At 72.6% G+C, this 16,094-nt stretch carries 17 protein-coding genes; 13 read left to right on the plus strand and 4 right to left on the minus strand.

The features are described 5' to 3' along the window. The first annotated feature begins 218 nt into the window (after positions 1-218). Entirely contained in the window at positions 219-716 is a 498-nt protein-coding gene (tsaE, locus tag ACWDBE_RS34930) for a tRNA (adenosine(37)-N6)-threonylcarbamoyltransferase complex ATPase subunit type 1 TsaE (protein ID WP_449788185.1), read from the plus strand. Between the two features lie 343 nt (positions 717-1,059). Here the strand turns inward: tsaE and ACWDBE_RS34935 are convergent, their stop codons facing one another. Further along, complete coding sequence (locus ACWDBE_RS34935; protein ID WP_449809970.1) at positions 1,060-1,629, minus strand: hypothetical protein; 570 nt, start codon at positions 1,627-1,629, stop codon at positions 1,060-1,062. Between the two features lie 155 nt (positions 1,630-1,784). Here ACWDBE_RS34935 and tsaB point away from each other — a divergent pair, with 155 nt between their 5' ends. From tsaB to ACWDBE_RS34960, 5 genes are all read left to right on the plus strand, one after another. Continuing rightward, positions 1,785-2,441 carry a tRNA (adenosine(37)-N6)-threonylcarbamoyltransferase complex dimerization subunit type 1 TsaB gene (gene tsaB / locus ACWDBE_RS34940; RefSeq protein ID WP_449788186.1) on the plus strand — a complete coding sequence of 219 codons (657 nt, stop codon included), beginning with the start codon at positions 1,785-1,787 and terminating at the stop codon, positions 2,439-2,441. Positions 2,442-2,464: 23 nt separating this feature from the next. Further along, positions 2,465-2,953 (plus strand): ribosomal protein S18-alanine N-acetyltransferase, encoded by a 489-nt coding sequence (gene rimI, locus ACWDBE_RS34945; protein ID WP_449788300.1) that lies wholly within the window; start codon positions 2,465-2,467, stop codon positions 2,951-2,953. Then, positions 2,946-4,037 (plus strand): tRNA (adenosine(37)-N6)-threonylcarbamoyltransferase complex transferase subunit TsaD, encoded by a 1,092-nt coding sequence (gene tsaD, locus ACWDBE_RS34950; RefSeq protein WP_449788187.1) that lies wholly within the window; start codon positions 2,946-2,948, stop codon positions 4,035-4,037. Before rimI ends, tsaD begins: the two co-directional genes overlap by 8 nt. Beyond that, entirely contained in the window at positions 4,034-4,318 is a 285-nt protein-coding gene (locus tag ACWDBE_RS34955) for a hypothetical protein (protein WP_449809955.1), read from the plus strand. Before tsaD ends, ACWDBE_RS34955 begins: the two co-directional genes overlap by 4 nt. Before the next feature lie 92 nt (positions 4,319-4,410). After that, a complete protein-coding gene (locus tag ACWDBE_RS34960) occupies positions 4,411-5,307 on the plus strand; it encodes a polysaccharide deacetylase family protein (protein ID WP_449788189.1) in 897 nt (298 codons plus the stop codon). Here the strand turns inward: ACWDBE_RS34960 and ACWDBE_RS34965 are convergent. Both ACWDBE_RS34965 and ACWDBE_RS34970 read right to left on the minus strand, forming a co-directional pair. Next, entirely contained in the window at positions 5,283-6,479 is a 1,197-nt protein-coding gene (locus tag ACWDBE_RS34965) for a THUMP-like domain-containing protein (RefSeq protein ID WP_449788190.1), read from the minus strand. The two genes, ACWDBE_RS34960 and ACWDBE_RS34965, sit on opposite strands and share 25 nt — an antisense overlap. Before the next feature lie 58 nt (positions 6,480-6,537). Next, positions 6,538-6,873: a hypothetical protein gene (locus ACWDBE_RS34970; RefSeq protein WP_449788191.1), complete on the minus strand. Its 336-nt coding sequence runs from the start codon at positions 6,871-6,873 to the stop codon at positions 6,538-6,540. A 249-nt stretch (positions 6,874-7,122) separates the two neighbouring features. On the opposite strand from ACWDBE_RS34970, the gene groES reads away from it, so the two are divergent. The 3 genes from groES (at position 7,123) to ACWDBE_RS34985 (ending at position 10,301) form a co-directional block, all read left to right on the plus strand. Continuing rightward, on the plus strand, positions 7,123-7,428 hold the full coding sequence (gene groES, locus ACWDBE_RS34975) for a co-chaperone GroES (protein ID WP_014136232.1): 306 nt from the start codon (positions 7,123-7,125) through the stop codon (positions 7,426-7,428). Between the two features lie 116 nt (positions 7,429-7,544). Beyond that, positions 7,545-9,176, plus strand: a complete 1,632-nt coding sequence (gene groL / locus ACWDBE_RS34980; RefSeq protein ID WP_449788192.1) for a chaperonin GroEL — start codon at positions 7,545-7,547, stop codon at positions 9,174-9,176. A 132-nt stretch (positions 9,177-9,308) separates the two neighbouring features. Next, entirely contained in the window at positions 9,309-10,301 is a 993-nt protein-coding gene (locus tag ACWDBE_RS34985) for a LysR family transcriptional regulator (RefSeq protein WP_449788193.1), read from the plus strand. A 118-nt stretch (positions 10,302-10,419) separates the two neighbouring features. Here ACWDBE_RS34985 and ACWDBE_RS34990 read toward each other — a convergent pair whose 3' ends face one another. Next, entirely contained in the window at positions 10,420-10,746 is a 327-nt protein-coding gene (locus ACWDBE_RS34990) for a WhiB family transcriptional regulator (protein ID WP_049654358.1), read from the minus strand. A gap of 558 nt (positions 10,747-11,304) precedes the next feature. Here ACWDBE_RS34990 and ACWDBE_RS34995 point away from each other — a divergent pair. The 4 genes from ACWDBE_RS34995 (at position 11,305) to ACWDBE_RS35010 (ending at position 16,055) form a co-directional block, all read left to right on the plus strand. Beyond that, positions 11,305-11,916 (plus strand): response regulator transcription factor, encoded by a 612-nt coding sequence (locus ACWDBE_RS34995; RefSeq protein ID WP_014136228.1) that lies wholly within the window; start codon positions 11,305-11,307, stop codon positions 11,914-11,916. A 335-nt stretch (positions 11,917-12,251) separates the two neighbouring features. Continuing rightward, the gene (locus tag ACWDBE_RS35000) at positions 12,252-12,968 is read left to right on the plus strand and encodes a sigma-70 family RNA polymerase sigma factor (RefSeq protein WP_449788194.1); all 717 of its coding nucleotides are present in this window, start codon (positions 12,252-12,254) and stop codon (positions 12,966-12,968) included. A 295-nt stretch (positions 12,969-13,263) separates the two neighbouring features. Beyond that, positions 13,264-14,766: an IMP dehydrogenase gene (gene guaB / locus ACWDBE_RS35005; protein ID WP_449809956.1), complete on the plus strand. Its 1,503-nt coding sequence runs from the start codon at positions 13,264-13,266 to the stop codon at positions 14,764-14,766. Between the two features lie 161 nt (positions 14,767-14,927). Continuing rightward, on the plus strand, positions 14,928-16,055 hold the full coding sequence (locus tag ACWDBE_RS35010; RefSeq protein ID WP_392867258.1) for a GuaB3 family IMP dehydrogenase-related protein: 1,128 nt from the start codon (positions 14,928-14,930) through the stop codon (positions 16,053-16,055). Positions 16,056-16,094: the final 39 nt, after the last annotated feature.

Below are 16,094 nucleotides of genomic sequence, written 5' to 3' on the forward strand. Positions count from 1 at the left end.
ATCTTCCTATCTCGGGCGGCTTCGCGGGGGCGGCGCCGCTGCCCGCGGCCGTCCTCGACCTGGCCCGGGAGCGGGCCGCGGGCAGCGTCGCCGATCCGGTGTGATCCCGGGCCCGGCTCAGGGCCCCGCCCGCCGCACGGGGGCGCGCGGATGTGGCACGGTAGCGGTGGCGGCCGGTGGTCGGTGCGCCGGTACGGACCGAAGGGCAAGACACGCGCATGGGCTCGCACGCCACTCTCACCGTCCCAACCCCGGAGCGGATGGGCCGGCTCGGCCGGGAGCTGGCCGCGCTGCTGCGGCCGGGGGACCTGGTGCTGCTCTCCGGCGAGCTGGGGGCGGGGAAGACCACGCTGACCCGCGGCCTGGGGGAGGGCCTGCAGGTCCGCGGGGCGGTGACCTCGCCGACCTTCGTGATCGCCCGGGTGCACCCCTCGCTGGTCGGCGGCCCGGCGCTGGTGCACGTGGACGCGTACCGGCTGGGCGGGGACCTGGACGAGATGGAGGACCTCGACCTGGACGTCTCGCTGCCCGAGTCGGTGGTCGTGGTCGAGTGGGGCGAGGGCAAGGTCGAGCGGCTGTCCGAGGACCGGCTGGAGGTCCGGATCGAGCGTGCCATCGGTGCCACCGCGGACGGCGACGACCAGGACCCGCGCCGGGTGGTGCTGACCGGCATCGGCCCGCGCTGGGCGGACGCGGCGCTGGCGGACCTCGGATAGCCGACGCGTTGCCGACACGTTGCCGACAAGCTGTCGGCAAGATGTTGCGGGCGGGGTGCCGGGCGTGGTGGGATGGGTGCTGCGGTTAGGTCTGCCTAACTAGGGAGGCGCCATGTCGAGCCCCACCCCCGTCCCGAAGCGCGCGGTCCCCGCCGCCGGGGCCGGAGACTCCGCCCGCCGCGCTCCGGGAGAGCCGATGCGGGCGCTACTGGCTGCGTGCGCGGCCGCCGAGGCGGTGTCCACTCCGCCCGAACCCCGGCCCGGGCAGCACGAACGGCCCGAGGCGCGGACGCCCCGGGCCGCGTGAGGCCGGTCCTCCCGGCCCCCGAGCGGGCCGCCCGGATCAGGCGATCACGACCACCTTGGTGTCCTTGGGCGCGAAGTCCCAGAGCAGCTGCCCCTCCGGGCGGCCGCTGCGGATGCCGCCGGTCTTGGCACTCGGGTCGACGGTCGGCGTCGCGCCGTCCACCGCCGCGCTGAAACCGAACACCACGCCGTTCTGCTGCGCGAAGCGCACCACGTGCTCGATCTGCTTGCCGTCCGACCCGGTGGTGGTCTGGGTGCGGCTGTACACCGCGTAGCTGCCGGGGGCCGGCTCGACCGAGCCCGGGGTGACCGGGAAGGCGGCCGCGACCTGCGGGGTCTTCTTCGGGTCGACCAGCCAGACGTAGTGGCTGCCGATCGAGTACACCACCCGGATGCCGGTGCCCGAGACGGCGCCGGCCGGCAGCGCCGGGACGGTCGGGGTGGGTGCGGCGGTCGGCGCCGCGGCGGTGGCCGTGCCGGTCGCCGTGGTGGTGGTGGGCTTGGCGCCGCCCGCCCGGTCCTGGGCGCCGTTGGCCTGGAAGGCCAGCAGGCTCACCACCGCCAGGGCCCCCAGGGTCAACCCCGTGACCACCACTCCAGGACCCATCTTCGCCACGTTGCCGCTCCCGCCGCCGTCCCTTTACGTACGGCCCCATCGTGCCAGGTTCATCCGCGCGGGTCGCAGCGCCTCGGATGTGTGTTCCTGGGTGGTACACCTTGCCGATCGGCCGGTCGGCCCAACGTCGGTCTAACCTTGACCCCGTGCTGCTGCTCGCGTTCGACACCGCTACCCCCGCCGTCACCGCCGCCGTCCACGACGGCACGGCCGTCCTCGCCGAGACCCACCAGGTCGACGCCAGGCGCCACGGCGAACTGCTGCTGCCCGCGATCGACCAGGTGCTGCGGGCCGCCGGTGTGGACAAGCACCGGCTGACCGGCATCGCCGTCGGCGTCGGCCCCGGCCCGTACACCGGCCTGCGGGTCGGCCTGGTGACCGCCGCCGCGCTCGGCCACGCGCTCGGGCTGCCGGTGCACGGCGTCTGCACCCTGGACGCGATCGCCTTCCAGGCCCGTGCCGAGGGGCTGGCCGGGCAGCCGTTCACGGTCGCCACCGACGCGCGCCGCAAGGAGGTCTACTGGGCCTCGTACGACGCCGAGGGCCGCCGCACCGAGGGCCCCGGCGTGGACCGCCCGGCCGAGCTGACCCCGCAGGAACGCTCCGTCGGCGCCGGCGCGCTGCTCTACCCCGACGCCTTCCCCGGCGCCCACGGCCCCGCGCACGTCTCGGCCGGCGCGCTGGCCGGCTTCGCCGCCGCCGAACTGGCCGCCGGGCGCGAGCTGCTGCCGAACCACCCGCTGTACCTGCGCCGCCCGGACGCCCAGGTCCCCGCGGGCTACAAGGCGGTGCTCCCGGCGTGAACCACGGCACCACCCTGCGCCCGATGCGCTGGTGGGACATCGCGCCGGTGCTGGAGCTGGAGCTGCGGCTCTTCCCCGAGGACGCCTGGTCCGCCGGGATGTTCTGGTCCGAGCTGGCCGAGTCCCACCCCGGCGGCACCCGCCACTACACCGTCGCGACCGCCCCGGACGGCCGGATCGTCGGCTACGCCGGGCTGATGGCGATCGCCGGCGAGGGCGACGTCCAGACCATCGCCGTCGACGAGCGCCACCAGGGCGCCGGCCTCGGCGCGGCGCTGCTCACCGACCTGATCCGGGAGGCCGCCCGGCGCGAGTGCGCCGAGCTGCTGCTGGAGGTGCGGGTGGACAACCCGCGCGCCCAGCGGCTGTACGAGCGCCACGGCTTCGAACCGGTGGGCATCCGGCGCGGCTACTACCAGCCCGCCAACGTCGACGCGCTGGTGATGCGCCTCGACCACCCGAGCACTGACAGCACCGACCCGAAGGACATTGAGGACCCCCGCCATGGCTGACGAACCGCTCGTCCTCGGCATCGAGACCTCCTGCGACGAGACCGGCGTCGGCATCGTGCGCGGCACCACGCTGCTGGCCGACGCGGTCGCCTCCAGCGTCAACGACCACGCCCGCTTCGGCGGCGTCGTCCCGGAGATCGCCAGCCGGGCGCACCTGGAGGCGATGGTCCCGACCATCCAGCGCGCGCTGGACACCGCCGGGATCAAGGCGACCGACCTGGACGGCATCGCCGTCACCGCCGGCCCCGGCCTGGCCGGCGCGCTGCTGGTCGGCGTCAGCGCCGCGAAGGCGTACGCATGGGCGCTGGACAAGCCGCTGTACGGGGTCAACCACCTCGCCTCGCACATCTGCGTCGACCAGCTGGAGCACGGCCGGCTGCCCTCGCCGACGATGGCCCTGCTGGTCTCCGGCGGGCACTCCTCGCTGCTGCTCAGCGAGGACATCACCAGCGACGTCCGCCCGCTCGGCGCGACCATCGACGACGCGGCCGGCGAGGCCTTCGACAAGGTCGCCCGGGTGCTCGGCCTCGGCTTCCCCGGCGGCCCGATCGTCGACCGCACGGCCCGCGAGGGCGATCCGAAGGCGATCGCCTTCCCGCGCGGCCTGAGCGGCAGGAACGACCCGGAGTACGACTTCTCCTTCTCCGGCCTGAAGACCGCCGTCGCCCGCTGGGTCGAGGCCAAGCGCCGGGCCGGCGAGGAGGTGCCGATCGCCGACGTGGCGGCGTCCTTCCAGGAGGCGGTCACCGACGTGCTCACCCGCAAGGCTGTCAAGGCGTGCAAGGACAACGGCGTCGACCACCTGATGATCGGTGGCGGCGTGGCGGCCAACTCGCGGCTGCGCGAGATGGCCCAGCAGCGCTGCGACCGGGCCGGCATCCGGCTGCGGGTGCCCCGGCCGGGCCTGTGCACCGACAACGGCGCGATGGTCGCGGCGCTGGGCTCCGAGATGGTGTGGCGCGACCGCACGCCGTCCGCCTTCGACCTGTCGGCGGACTCCTCGCTGCCCGTCACCGAGGTCCACGTGCCGCACACGGACTTCCACGGCCAGGCCTACGAGGCCCTCGGCGGTGGCGCGGCATGACCGTCGCCGCGATGTGGGAGGCCCGGGCGGCCGCCGGCCGGGGGGCCGAACTCGCCGCCTGGGTACGGGAGTCGGCGCTGCCCGGACTCCGCGGCTCGGCCGGGCTGGAGCGCCTCGAACTGCTCTCCGCCCCGGGTGAGAGGGTGCTGCTGATCGCCTGGTGGGCCGGCGAGCCGGTGCCCGTCGCCGACCCGCCGGCCGAACTGCTCGGCCGCCCGGTGCACCGCTGGTCCTTCACCAGCGAGCACGTCGAGCAGTCCGTCGAGCAGCCCTCCGAGTAGTCCGTCGAGTAGCCCCCGGTCGGGAACCGTGGGCCCGGTCGTTACCGTGCTTAGCTGATAGAAGGCTGAACGGGAACCGGGAGCGGGCTGCGGTGATCAGGGACGGGCGGAGCAGGACCAGGACGTACGCGGTGGGGGCGCTGGCCGTGCTGGCCCTCGCCACCGCGTGCGGCGGCAACGGGGGCGGTGGCGGCAGCGCCGCCCCCGCCGCCACGAGCGCGCCGACCGCACCCCAGAGCGCCGCGCCGGCGCCGACCCCCTCGGCCGGCGCCCCCGCGGGAGCGGCCGCGGCGGCCTGGGCCAAGTGGAACCTCACCCCGCTCGCCCCCGCCCCGGCGCCGCCCGCCGACAAGCCGATCAAGCTCGAACGGACCGGCCCCGTACCGGTGTTCAGCGAGGTGAAGACGAGCGACAAGGTCGTCTTCATCACCATCGACGACGGAGCCGAGAAGGACCCGAAGTTCGTCGAGATGCTCACCGACCTCAAGGTGCCGATATCGATGTTCCTGACCCGGGACATCGTCAAGAACGACTACGGCTACTTCAAGCCGCTCCAGGCGCTCGGCAACCACGTCCAGAACCACACCGTCGACCACCCGGTGATGAGCAAGATCCCGGCGGAGAAGCAGAAGTCCGAGATCTGCGACGCGCAGTCCGCGCTCACCCAGCAGTACGGCACGCCCCCACTGCTGTTCCGTCCGCCGTTCGGCGACGGCGCCAACACCCCGACGCTCAACACCTCCGTCCAGCAGTGCGGCCCGCGGGCGATCGTGCTGTGGCGCGAGTCGATGCAGATCCACGACATGCAGTACCAGTCGGGGGACAAGAAGCTGAAGCCCGGCGACATCATCCTGGCGCACTTCCGCGGCCCCAAGGAGCTCAAGGGCGCCACGATGACCCAGATGTTCGGCGACCTGCTGGCCCGGATCCAGGAGCAGGGCTTCTCGGTGGCCCGGCTGGAGGACTACGTCCAGGCGCCCGCGTCCTGAGGAGCCCGTACGGGCTGCCCCAGCATCATCAGCGGTCCGTGGTCGGTGCGGCTGAGGATCACCGTGACGGTGTTCGGCCCGGAGGGCTTGAGCTGGCGGCGCAGCTCCTCCGGGGTGATCGCCATCCCGCGCTTCTTGATCACCACCGTGCCGACCGCGCGCTCGCGCAGCAGCGCCTTCAGCCTCTTGATGTTGAACGGCAGCACGTCGGTGAGCTCGAAGGCGTGCGCGTACGGGGTGGCGACCAGCTCGTCCGAGGTCAGGTAGGCGATCTTCGGGTCGATCAGCCGGCCGCCCACCTGCCCGGCCACCTCGGCCACCAGGTGGGCCCGGATCACCGCGCCGTCCGGCTCGTACAGGTACCGCCCGACCGGGCCGGCCGGCGGGTCGGGCAGGTCGCCGCCGGTCAGGCTGGCGCCCTGCGGCAGCAGGGTGGCGCGGTGCGGGCTCGCGGCCCGGGTGCCGAACCAGAGCACCGCCTCCTTGACGTCGCCGTGGTCGGAGACCCACTCGGCCTCGGCGTCCTCGGGCACGGCCTCGTGCGGGATGCCGGGGGCCACCTTCAGCGCGCCGATCGGGGTGCGCCGGCCCGCCTCGATCGCCCAGGAGAGCGGCGGGGCGTACGCCTCCGGGTCGAACACCCGGCCGCGCGAGGTGCGCCGGGCCGGGTCGGTGAACACCGCGTCGTAGCCGGTGACGTCCACCTCGGCGACGTCCGCGCAGCGCACCTCGACCAGCTCGGCCAGGCCCAGCGCGGCGGCGTTGGCCGCGGTGGCGGCGCAGGCCGCCGGGTCCTTGTCCACGGCCAGCACCTCGATGCCCGCCCTGGCCAGCGCCAGCACGTCGCCGCCGATGCCACAGCACAGGTCCGCCAGCCGTCGTACGCCGAGGTCGGCGAACCGTCGCGCCCGCCACTCGGCGACGCTGCGCCGGGTGGACTGCTCGACCCCGTTGGGCGTGAAGTACATCAGGTCGGCGTCCGCCCCGAACTTCGCCCGCGCCCGCTGCCGCAGCCGCGCCTGCCCGAACGCCGCCGACACCAGCTCCGCCGGGTGCTCCCGCCGCAGGCGCGTCGCCAGCGCCAGTTCCTCCTCGGGGGTGAACTCGCGCAGTTCGGCGAGCAGGGCCTGGCCCTCGGGGGTCAGCAGCGGCTGGAGGTTCTCGGTGTCCACGAGGCCATTCTCGCCGGTCGGGCGAGGAGGAACGCGGTCACGGCCACGCCGGACGTCGTCACCGCCACAGGACGCCCGAGGAGAAGAGCGCCGGCAGCACGAGCGGGGAGAGCGCGGCGGTGACGGGGAGGAAGCGGTAGCCGGACCGCCGGGTGCGGAAGGCGACCACGAGGCCCACGGCCAGCGTGACGACCGGGGCGGCCAGCATCCCGATGCCCAGGAAGGCCCAGATGAGCCCGTCCCCGTCGTCACCGTGCCCGGGGCCGCTGCCGAGGCAGACGACGAAGGAGAAGACGACGAACGGCAGTACGGCTCCTAGCAGCGGCAGTGCCAGCAGGGAGAGCGCCGCGTCCTTGAGCCTGGACGGGTCGATACGGGCCGGGATCGGGGTCATGGCAGGGAGTCTGTCGGGGCGGGCCGCCTCGCACATGAGTACGGCTACTCATCCGCGAACCGGAGGCCCGAGGGCGCGCCGTTGGCACTCTGGTTGACTGAGTGCTAACACGGCCCTATGGTCGTCCTTGGCACTCCCCACCAGGAGAGTGCTAACGCGACGACGCGTGTCTGACCCCCGCGACGGCAGACCCGCAGGATCGCCCCTACCCGTTAGAAAACCCCGTAATCTCCGAAGGGGAGCTCGGACGTGACCACCAGCAGCAAGGTTGCCATCAAGCCGCTCGAGGACCGCATCGTGGTCCAGCCGCTCGACGCCGAGACCACCACGGCCTCCGGCCTGGTTATCCCGGACACCGCCAAGGAGAAGCCCCAGGAGGGCGTCGTCCTGGCCGTCGGCCCGGGCCGCTTCGAGGACGGCCAGCGTCTGCCGCTCGACGTCGCCGTGGGTGACATCGTCCTGTACTCGAAGTACGGCGGCACCGAGGTGAAGTACCAGGGCGAGGAGTACCTGGTGCTCTCCGCCCGCGACGTTCTCGCGATCATCGAGAAGTAAGACGTCCCGACCCGCCCCGGATCCGTGTCCCAAGTGACAGGGGCCCGGGGCGTGGTTGTTGGTTCACGTAGTTCGGCGGCCGGTGGCCCGGCCGCAGCCCCGAGGGAATAGGGAACATGGCGAAGATCCTGCAGTTCGACGAGGACGCCCGCCGCTCGCTGGAGCGCGGTGTCAACAAGCTGGCCGACACCGTCAAGGTGACCATCGGCCCCAAGGGCCGCAACGTCGTCATCGACAAGAAGTTCGGCGCCCCGACCATCACCAACGACGGTGTCACCATCGCCCGTGAGGTCGAGCTGGACGACCCGTACGAGAACCTTGGCGCGCAGCTCGTCAAGGAGGTCGCCACCAAGACCAACGACGTCGCGGGCGACGGCACCACCACCGCCACCGTGCTGGCCCAGGCCCTGGTCAACGAAGGCCTGCGCAACGTCGCCGCCGGCGCCGGCCCGGCCGCCCTGAAGAAGGGCATCGACAAGGCCGTCGCCGCCGTCTCCGAGCACCTGCTCTCGGTGGCCCGCGAGATCGAGGGCAAGGACGACGTCGCCGCCGTCGCGTCCCTCTCCGCCCAGGACACCCAGGTCGGCGAGCTGATCGCCGAGGCGATCGACAAGGTCGGCAAGGACGGTGTCATCACCGTCGAGGAGTCGAACACCTTCGGCGTGGAGCTGGACTTCACCGAGGGCATGCAGTTCGACAAGGGCTACCTGTCGCCGTACTTCGTCACCGACGCGGAGCGGCAGGAGGCGGTCCTGGAGGACCCGTACATCCTGATCAACCAGGGCAAGATCTCCTCCATCCAGGAGCTGCTGCCGCTGCTGGAGAAGATCCTCCAGGGCGGTTCCTCCAAGCCGCTGCTGATCATCGCCGAGGACGTCGACGGCGAGGCGCTGTCGACCCTGGTCGTGAACAAGATCCGTGGCACCTTCAACGCCGTCGCCGTCAAGGCCCCGGGCTTCGGTGACCGCCGCAAGGCGATCCTCGGCGACCTGGCCGTCCTGACCGGTGGCCAGGTCATCTCCGAGGAGGTCGGCCTCAAGCTCGACCAGGTCGGCCTGGACGTGCTGGGCACCGCCCGCCGCGTGACCATCACCAAGGACGAGACCACGGTCGTCGACGGTGCCGGTGACGCCGAGGCCGTGGCCGGCCGCGTCGCCCAGATCAAGGGCGAGATCGCCGCGACCGACTCCGACTGGGACCGCGAGAAGCTGCAGGAGCGCCTGGCCAAGCTGGCCGGCGGCGTCTGCGTCATCAAGGTCGGCGCCGCCACCGAGGTGGAGCTGAAGGAGCGCAAGCACCGCCTGGAGGACGCCATCTCGGCGACCCGCGCCGCGGTCGAGGAGGGCATCGTCGCCGGTGGTGGCGCCTCCCTGGTCCACGCCGCCAAGGTGCTGGAGGACGGCCTGGGCCTGTCGGGTGACGAGGCCACCGGTGTCGCCGTGGTCCGCAAGGCGCTGCACGAGCCGCTGCGCTGGATCGCCCAGAACGCCGGCCTGGAGGGCTACGTCATCACCTCCAAGGTCTCCGAGCTGGAGATCGGCCAGGGCTACAACGCCGCCACCGGCGAGTACGGCGACCTGGTGAAGGCCGGCGTCATCGACCCGGTCAAGGTCACCCGCTCCGCCCTGGAGAACGCCGCCTCGATCGCCTCCCTGCTCCTCACCACCGAGACCCTCGTGGTGGAGAAGAAGGAGGAGGAGGCCGACAACGGTCACGGCCACTCGCACGGCCACGGCCACTCGCACTGAGGCTCCGACGCCTGACCGGAGGCCCGGTCCGCGCCCCGCGAGGGGAGGCGGGCCGGGCCTCCGGCGTTCACCTTCACGCTTCAACTATCAGTAGAATTTTGCAGAATGCAAAGTTTGCCTTATAACTAAGGCATGATCGAGGCCCGCCACCTGCGCGTCCTGCGTGCCGTCGCCCGCACCGGCTCCTTCTCCGCCGCCGCCCGCGAGCTGGGGTGTACCCAGCCCGCCATCAGCCAGCAGATGAAGGCCCTGGAGAAGTCGGTGGACACCCCGCTGGTGGTCCGCTCGGGCCGCGGGATGCAGCTCAGTGAGGCCGGGCGGGTCCTGCTCAAGCATGCCACCGGAATCCTGGCCGGGCTCTCCGCGGCCGAGGAGGAGGTGGCCGCGATCGCCGGGCTGCGGGCCGGGCGGGTGCGGCTGGTCTCCTTCCCGACCGCGAGTTCCACCCTGGTGCCGCCCGCGGTCGCCCGCCTGCGGGACAGCCATCCGGGGGTGCGCGTGTCGCTGGTCGAGGCGGAGCCGCCGGAGTCGCTGGCGATGCTGCGCGGGGGCGAGTGCGAGATCGCGCTGGCCTTTCGCTACCCGCAGTCCGACGGCGCCGTCGCGCTCCCGGCGCCCGCCCACGGCACGCCGCGCGAGGCGCGGGCCGAGGCCAACCTGGAGGCGCAGCAGCTGACCGCCGGCACGGACTGGTCCGACCTGGTGGTCACCCCGCTGCTGGACGACCCGCTGGTGGGCCTGCTGCCCGCCACCCATCCGCTGGCCGGGCAGGGCGTGGAGCTGGCCGAGCTGGCGGGGGAGCAGTGGATCGCCGGCTGCCCGCAGTGTCGGGGGCACCTGGTGGAGCTGTGCGCGGGAGCGGGTTTCGAGCCCCGGATCGACTTCGCCACGGACGACTACCCGGCGGTGGTCGGCCTGGTGGCGGCCGGGCTGGGGGTGGCGGTGCTGCCGCGGCTGGCGCTGCGATCGGTGCGCCCTGACGGCGTGTCGACGGTGCCGGTGCGGACGGCCTCCGGGGCGCCGGCGGTGCGCCAGGTGGTCGCGCTGACCCTGCCGGACCTGGCCGAGGTGCCGGCCGTCGCTCTGATGCTGGAGCGGCTGGCGGGGGCGGCCGCCGATCGCTGACGGTGGGTGACGAAGCCGCCGTGGTGCCGCACCCAGGGTGAACTGGCGGGCGTACGGTGGGCCGACAGGCTGAAGCGCCGCGAAGAAACGTTTCTTCACTGCGCTCGTAGGGGCGGGTCTAGCGCTGGGCGACCGCCGGCGGGGCGAGCGGGACCTCGACCAGCCGGTGTCGTGAGCGGCCCAGCATCTCCTCGCGTTCGTCCTCGGTCATCCCGCCCCAGACGCCGTACGGCTCGCGGACCGCCAGCGCGTGCGCCGCGCACTCGGCGATCACCGGGCAGCGCATGCAGACCTCCTTGGCGCTGGCCTCGCGCGAACTGCGCGCGGCCCCGCGCTCGCCCTCGGGGTGGAAGAAGAGCGAGCTGTCCACGCCACGGCAGGCTGCGGAGAGCTGCCAGTCCCAGAGGTCCGCGTTGGGACCGGGGAGGCGGGAGAAATCTGCCATGGCTCATTCCCTTCAGAGGCTGTCGGCCGTGGGCCGGGCGTTCGGCGGGTCTGCTGCCGAGCGGTGCGGCGGGCTTCTGCACTGGTGTGGACACCTGGAAATATGACTTAAGGCAACTCCATGGACAAGTCACCCACACACTGGCACAACAGTCAATGACCATACGAAAGCTATAAAAACGGGCATAGTGGGCAAGGGCTCCGCCGGGCGCGGGCGTGGCAATCGGGTGGCCGACGGGCGCACGACGTGCCGAATCGGTGTGCGGGTCGTACGCCGACCGCGCGCGAGCTGCGCAAAAGTGCGGCGTGTGCACCGCGATGCGGCTGATCGGTAATGGATTGGCCACGTACAGTGGTGGAGGTGGCTCCGAAGGCCGTAACTCATTCGAGTGACGGTCGTTGGAAGTGCGGAGGCGGTTAGCGGGCGCCGGACGTCGGGAACGATCGCGGGCAGGTTGGGGCGATCGCACGGAGTCTGTCGCCGATCGGCCGTGTCGGAGAGGTTCGTACCAGCCAGGAGGCTCAACGTGACGCGGATCAGCTGCGGAGGACGACGGTCATGACTTCCGTTCTCGTTTGCGACGATTCCCCGCTCGCCCGCGAGGCGCTTCGCCGCGCGGTCGCGACCGTACCCGGTGTGGACCGGGTCACCACCGCGACGAACGGGGAGGAGGTCCTCCGCCGCTGGGTGGCCGACCGCTCCGATCTCGTTCTGATGGACGTCCGGATGCCCGGCCTCGGCGGGGTCGAGACGGTCCGGCGGCTGCTGTCCGCCGACCCGGGCGCGCGGATCATCATGCTCACCGTCGCCGAGGACCTCGACGGGGTCGCGCTGGCGGTCGCCGCGGGTGCCCGCGGGTACCTGCACAAGGACGCCTCGCGCGCCGAGCTGCGGGCCACCGTCACCCAGGCCCTCGCCGACCCGACCTGGCGGCTCGCCCCGCGCCGGCTGCGCAGCCCCGACATGGGTGCCGCGCCGACGTTGACGGCGCGTGAGATCCAGGTGCTGGAGGGCATGAGCCACGGCCGCAGCAACGCCGAGATCGGCCGCGAGCTGTTCCTCTCCGAGGACACCGTCAAGACCCATGCCCGACGGCTGTTCAAGAAGCTCGGGGCCTCCGACCGGGCGCACGCGGTGGCGCTGGGCTTCCGCTGGGGCCTGGTCCGCTGACCACCGGCGGCGCCGCCGGTTGCGGCGTGCCGCCGGAGGTTCCCGGAGCGGGTCCCGCACGGGCGTGTGACGTTACGGTCCCGAGGTTGCACCATGGAGGAGTGGAGCACCTCGGGGACCAGCGGACAGGCACTGCGGCGAACCACACGGCCGCGGGGCACTCGGCGGACGGCGCGACGGACGGGACCACCGACGGCGACGGGGCGGGAGGCGGCACGGTGCAGGAGGGGCCGGTGGTGCGCGGTACGCCGTACGGTGCCGCAGCGCATAACGTTCCGGTGCACAACTCCGGACGCGGTGCCGCGTTTTCCCGCTCGACCAGGCACCATGGACCGATGCGTGACGACGTCGCCGGTGCGGCCGGCCAGGCGGACCCGGTGGAGGCCGAGCCCTCCGGTCCGGGCCACGATCCGTCGTACGCCGATCCCGGCGGTCCCGCCGGGGAGACCGGTCCTGGCCGCCCGCCGGTGCTCGGCACGGGCGGCTCGCCGCTGGTGGGCGAGCTGGTCGCGGCCGCGGTGCGCGGCGAGGGCCCGGCGATCGACGCGCTGCTCGCCTACGTCCACCCGCTGGCGCTGCGGTACTGCCGCGCCAGGCTGGTCCGGCTGCCCGGCGGGGCCCGGCACCACGTGGACGACGTCGCGCAGGAGGTCTGCGTCGCGGTGCTCTGCGCGTTGCCCCGGTACAAGGACCAGGGGCGCCCGTTCGAGGCCTTCGTGTACGGGATCGCCGCGCACAAGATCGCCGATCTCCAGCGGGCCGCGATGCGCGGGCCCGGCTCGACCGTCGTGCCGCAGGACGACCTGCCCGAGGTGCCGGACGAGGCGCTCGGCCCGGAGGAGCAGGCGCTGCTGAGCAGCGACGCGGCCTGGGCGAAGGAACTGCTCTCCAACCTGCCGGCCCGTCAGCGCGAGCTGGTGCTGCTGCGGGTGGCCGCCGGGCTCTCGGCGGAGGAGACCGGGGAGGTACTCGGGATGTCCCCCGGTGCCGTCCGGGTCGCCCAGCACCGGGCGCTCAGCCGGCTGCGGGCGCTCGCGGAGGAGTCCTCCTGACCTGGCGGCCCGAGCCGTCCGGCCGTCCGGGTTCGTGCCGGTTCCTCCGGTTGCGGGGGGAATGAGCCCCGGGACGGGGATGTTGTCAAGGGCACACGAGGGCACATTCGCGGTGCCAGTACCATTGGGTATCGGCGCCTGGGCGGGTTGCCAAAGTTTGACGGGTGCGCGCGGGGTCCCCTTGGAGGATCCTCCCATTGCACCCGGCTTCGGCGGTCTGCGCGAGTGAGCGATGAATGCGCCCCCACCCTCAGGGCGTGAGCGGATAAGGCCGGCCACGGAAGGTACCCCCCAAATGTCTTACAACGCCGCAGGCGTACCCGAGAAGTTCGCCATGCTCGGGCTCACGTACGACGATGTGCTGCTGCTGCCCGGGGCCTCCGAGGTGCTGCCCAACCAGGTGGACACGTCCTCGCGGGTCTCCCGGAACGTGCGCGTCAACATCCCGCTGCTCTCCGCGGCGATGGACAAGGTCACCGAGTCGCGCATGGCCATCGCGATGGCGCGCCAGGGCGGCGTCGGCGTGCTGCACCGCAACCTGTCGGTCGAGGACCAGGCCAACCAGGTCGACCTCGTGAAGCGGTCCGAGTCCGGCATGGTCACCGACCCGATCACGGTCGGCCCCGAGACCACCCTGGCCGAGGCCGACGCGCTGTGCGCCAAGTTCCGCATCTCCGGCGTGCCGATCGCCGACGAGGCGGGCAAGCTGCTCGGCATCGTCACCAACCGTGACATGGCCTTCGAGTCGGACCGCAGCCGCCAGGTCCGCGAGATCATGACCCCGATGCCGCTGATCACCGGCAAGGTCGGCATCTCCGGCGTGGACGCGATGGCCCTGCTGCGCCGCCACAAGATCGAGAAGCTGCCGCTGGTCGACGACGAGGGCCGGATCAAGGGCCTGATCACCGTCAAGGACTTCGTGAAGGCCGAGCAGTACCCGAACGCCGCCAAGGACGCCGAGGGCCGTCTGCTGGTCGGCGCCGCCGTCGGTGCCAGCGCCGAGGCGTTCGACCGGGCCCAGGCCCTGGTCGAGGCCGGTGCGGACTTCCTCGTGGTGGACACCTCGCACGGCCACAGCCACAACGCGCTGGCCTGGATCGAGAAGATCAAGTCGGCCGTCAGTATCGATGTGGTCGGCGGCAACGTCGCCACCCGGGACGGCGCCCAGGCGCTGATCGACGCCGGCGTGGACGGCGTCAAGGTCGGCGTCGGCCCCGGCTCCATCTGCACCACCCGCGTGGTCGCCGGCATCGGCGTCCCGCAGATCACCGCCATCTACGAGGCCGCGCTGGCCTGCCAGGCGGCCGGCGTGCCGGTCATCGGCGACGGCGGCCTGCAGTACTCGGGCGACATCGGCAAGGCGCTGGCCGCCGGTGCCGACACCGTGATGCTCGGCTCGCTGCTGGCCGGCTGCGAGGAGTCCCCGGGCGAGCTGCTGTTCATCAACGGCAAGCAGTTCAAGTCCTACCGCGGCATGGGCTCGCTGGGCGCCATGCAGTCCCGCGGCCAGGGCCGCTCGTACTCCAAGGACCGCTACTTCCAGGCCGAGGTGGCCTCGGACGACAAGCTCGTCCCCGAGGGCATCGAGGGCCAGGTGCCGTACCGCGGCCCGCTGTCGGCCGTGCTGCACCAGCTGGTCGGCGGTCTGCGTCAGACCATGGGCTACGTCGGCGCCGCCACCGTCGCCGAGATGGAGAGCAAGGGCCGGTTCGTCCGGATCACCTCGGCGGGCCTCAAGGAGAGCCACCCGCACGACATCCAGATGACCGTCGAGGCGCCGAACTACTCGGCCCGCTGAACGGTGTGAACGACCGAGGGGCCCGCTGCCGCACTGCGGTGGCGGGCCCCTCGCGCTGTCGGGGCCGTGGGGCGTCGGGGCGGGACCAGCGGTAGTACGGGATACTGGGGTGCGGCCGGGGTGACCCGGTGGGCATGAGCAACAAAGCAGAAGGGCTCGAAGTGACTGAGATCGAGATCGGGCGAGGCAAGCGCGGCCGACGGGCGTACGCCTTCGACGACATCGCCGTCGTCCCCAGCCGGCGCACGCGTGACCCGAAGGAGGTCTCGATCGCCTGGCAGATCGACGCCTACCGCTTCGAGCTGCCGTTCCTGGCCGCCCCGATGGACAGCGTGGTCTCGCCGCAGCAGGCCATCCGGATCGGCCGCCTCGGCGGTCTGGGCGTGCTGAACCTCGAGGGCCTGTGGACCCGCTACGAGGACCCGCAGCCGCTGCTGGACGAGATCGCCGCGATCACCGACGAGTCCACCGCGACCCGCCGGCTCCAGGAGATCTACGCCGCGCCGATCCGCGCCGAGCTGATCAAGCAGCGGATCCAGGAGGTCCGCGACTCCGGCGTGGTCACCGCCGCCGCGCTGTCGCCGCAGCGCACCGCCGAGTTCTCCAAGGCCGTGGTGGACGCCGGCGTCGACGTCTTCGTCATCCGTGGCACCACCGTCTCGGCCGAGCACGTCTCCAGTGCCGCCGAGCCGCTCAACCTCAAGCAGTTCATCTACGAGCTGGACGTGCCGGTGATCGTCGGCGGGTGCGCCACGTACACCGCGGCGCTGCACCTGATGCGGACCGGCGCCGCCGGTGTGCTGGTCGGGTTCGGTGGGGGCGCGGCCCACACCACCCGGAACGTGCTGGGCATCCAGGTGCCGATGGCCACCGCCGTGGCCGACGTGGCGGCGGCCCGTCGTGACTACATGGACGAGTCCGGTGGGCGCTACGTGCACGTGATCGCCGACGGCGGGGTCGGGTACAGCGGGGACATCCCGAAGGCCGTCGCCTGCGGGGCGGACGCGGTGATGATCGGTGCGGCGCTGGCGCGGGCCACGGACGCTCCCGGCAAGGGGTTCCACTGGGGGATGGAGGCCGTCCACGAGGAGCTGCCGCGGGGCAAGCGGGTGGACCTCGGGACGGTCGGCAGCACCGAGGAGATCCTGACCGGGCCCTCGCACACTCCGGACGGGACCATGAACCTGTTCGGCGCGCTGCGGCGGGCGATGGCCACGACGGGGTACACGGAGCTCAAGGAGTTCCAGCGGGTCGAGGTGACGGTGAACCCGGCGCTGGACCACCGCTGACGTCGAGGTGTGGTGACGAGGGCCCCTGCCGGTGGTGGA

It is taken from the genome of Kitasatospora sp. NPDC001132 (genome assembly GCF_053598415.1).

Excerpts from the sequence above, each read along its gene's own strand:
- ACWDBE_RS34995 (WP_014136228.1), top strand. The coding sequence starts at position 11,305 with ATGACTTCCGTTCTCGTTTGCGACGATTCCCCGCTCGCCCGCGAGGCG.
- ACWDBE_RS34985 (WP_449788193.1), top strand. The coding sequence starts at position 9,309 with ATGATCGAGGCCCGCCACCTGCGCGTCCTGCGTGCCGTCGCCCGCACC.
- groL (WP_449788192.1), top strand. The coding sequence starts at position 7,545 with ATGGCGAAGATCCTGCAGTTCGACGAGGACGCCCGCCGCTCGCTGGAG.
- guaB (WP_449809956.1), top strand. The coding sequence starts at position 13,264 with ATGTCTTACAACGCCGCAGGCGTACCCGAGAAGTTCGCCATGCTCGGG.
- tsaD (WP_449788187.1), top strand. The coding sequence starts at position 2,946 with ATGGCTGACGAACCGCTCGTCCTCGGCATCGAGACCTCCTGCGACGAG.
- rimI (WP_449788300.1), top strand. The coding sequence starts at position 2,465 with ATGCGCTGGTGGGACATCGCGCCGGTGCTGGAGCTGGAGCTGCGGCTC.
- ACWDBE_RS35000 (WP_449788194.1), top strand. The coding sequence starts at position 12,252 with ATGCGTGACGACGTCGCCGGTGCGGCCGGCCAGGCGGACCCGGTGGAG.
- ACWDBE_RS34990 (WP_049654358.1), bottom strand. The coding sequence starts at position 10,746 with ATGGCAGATTTCTCCCGCCTCCCCGGTCCCAACGCGGACCTCTGGGAC.
- ACWDBE_RS34955 (WP_449809955.1), top strand. The coding sequence starts at position 4,034 with ATGACCGTCGCCGCGATGTGGGAGGCCCGGGCGGCCGCCGGCCGGGGG.
- tsaE (WP_449788185.1), top strand. The coding sequence starts at position 219 with ATGGGCTCGCACGCCACTCTCACCGTCCCAACCCCGGAGCGGATGGGC.
- ACWDBE_RS34970 (WP_449788191.1), bottom strand. The coding sequence starts at position 6,873 with ATGACCCCGATCCCGGCCCGTATCGACCCGTCCAGGCTCAAGGACGCG.
- ACWDBE_RS34935 (WP_449809970.1), bottom strand. The coding sequence starts at position 1,629 with ATGGGTCCTGGAGTGGTGGTCACGGGGTTGACCCTGGGGGCCCTGGCG.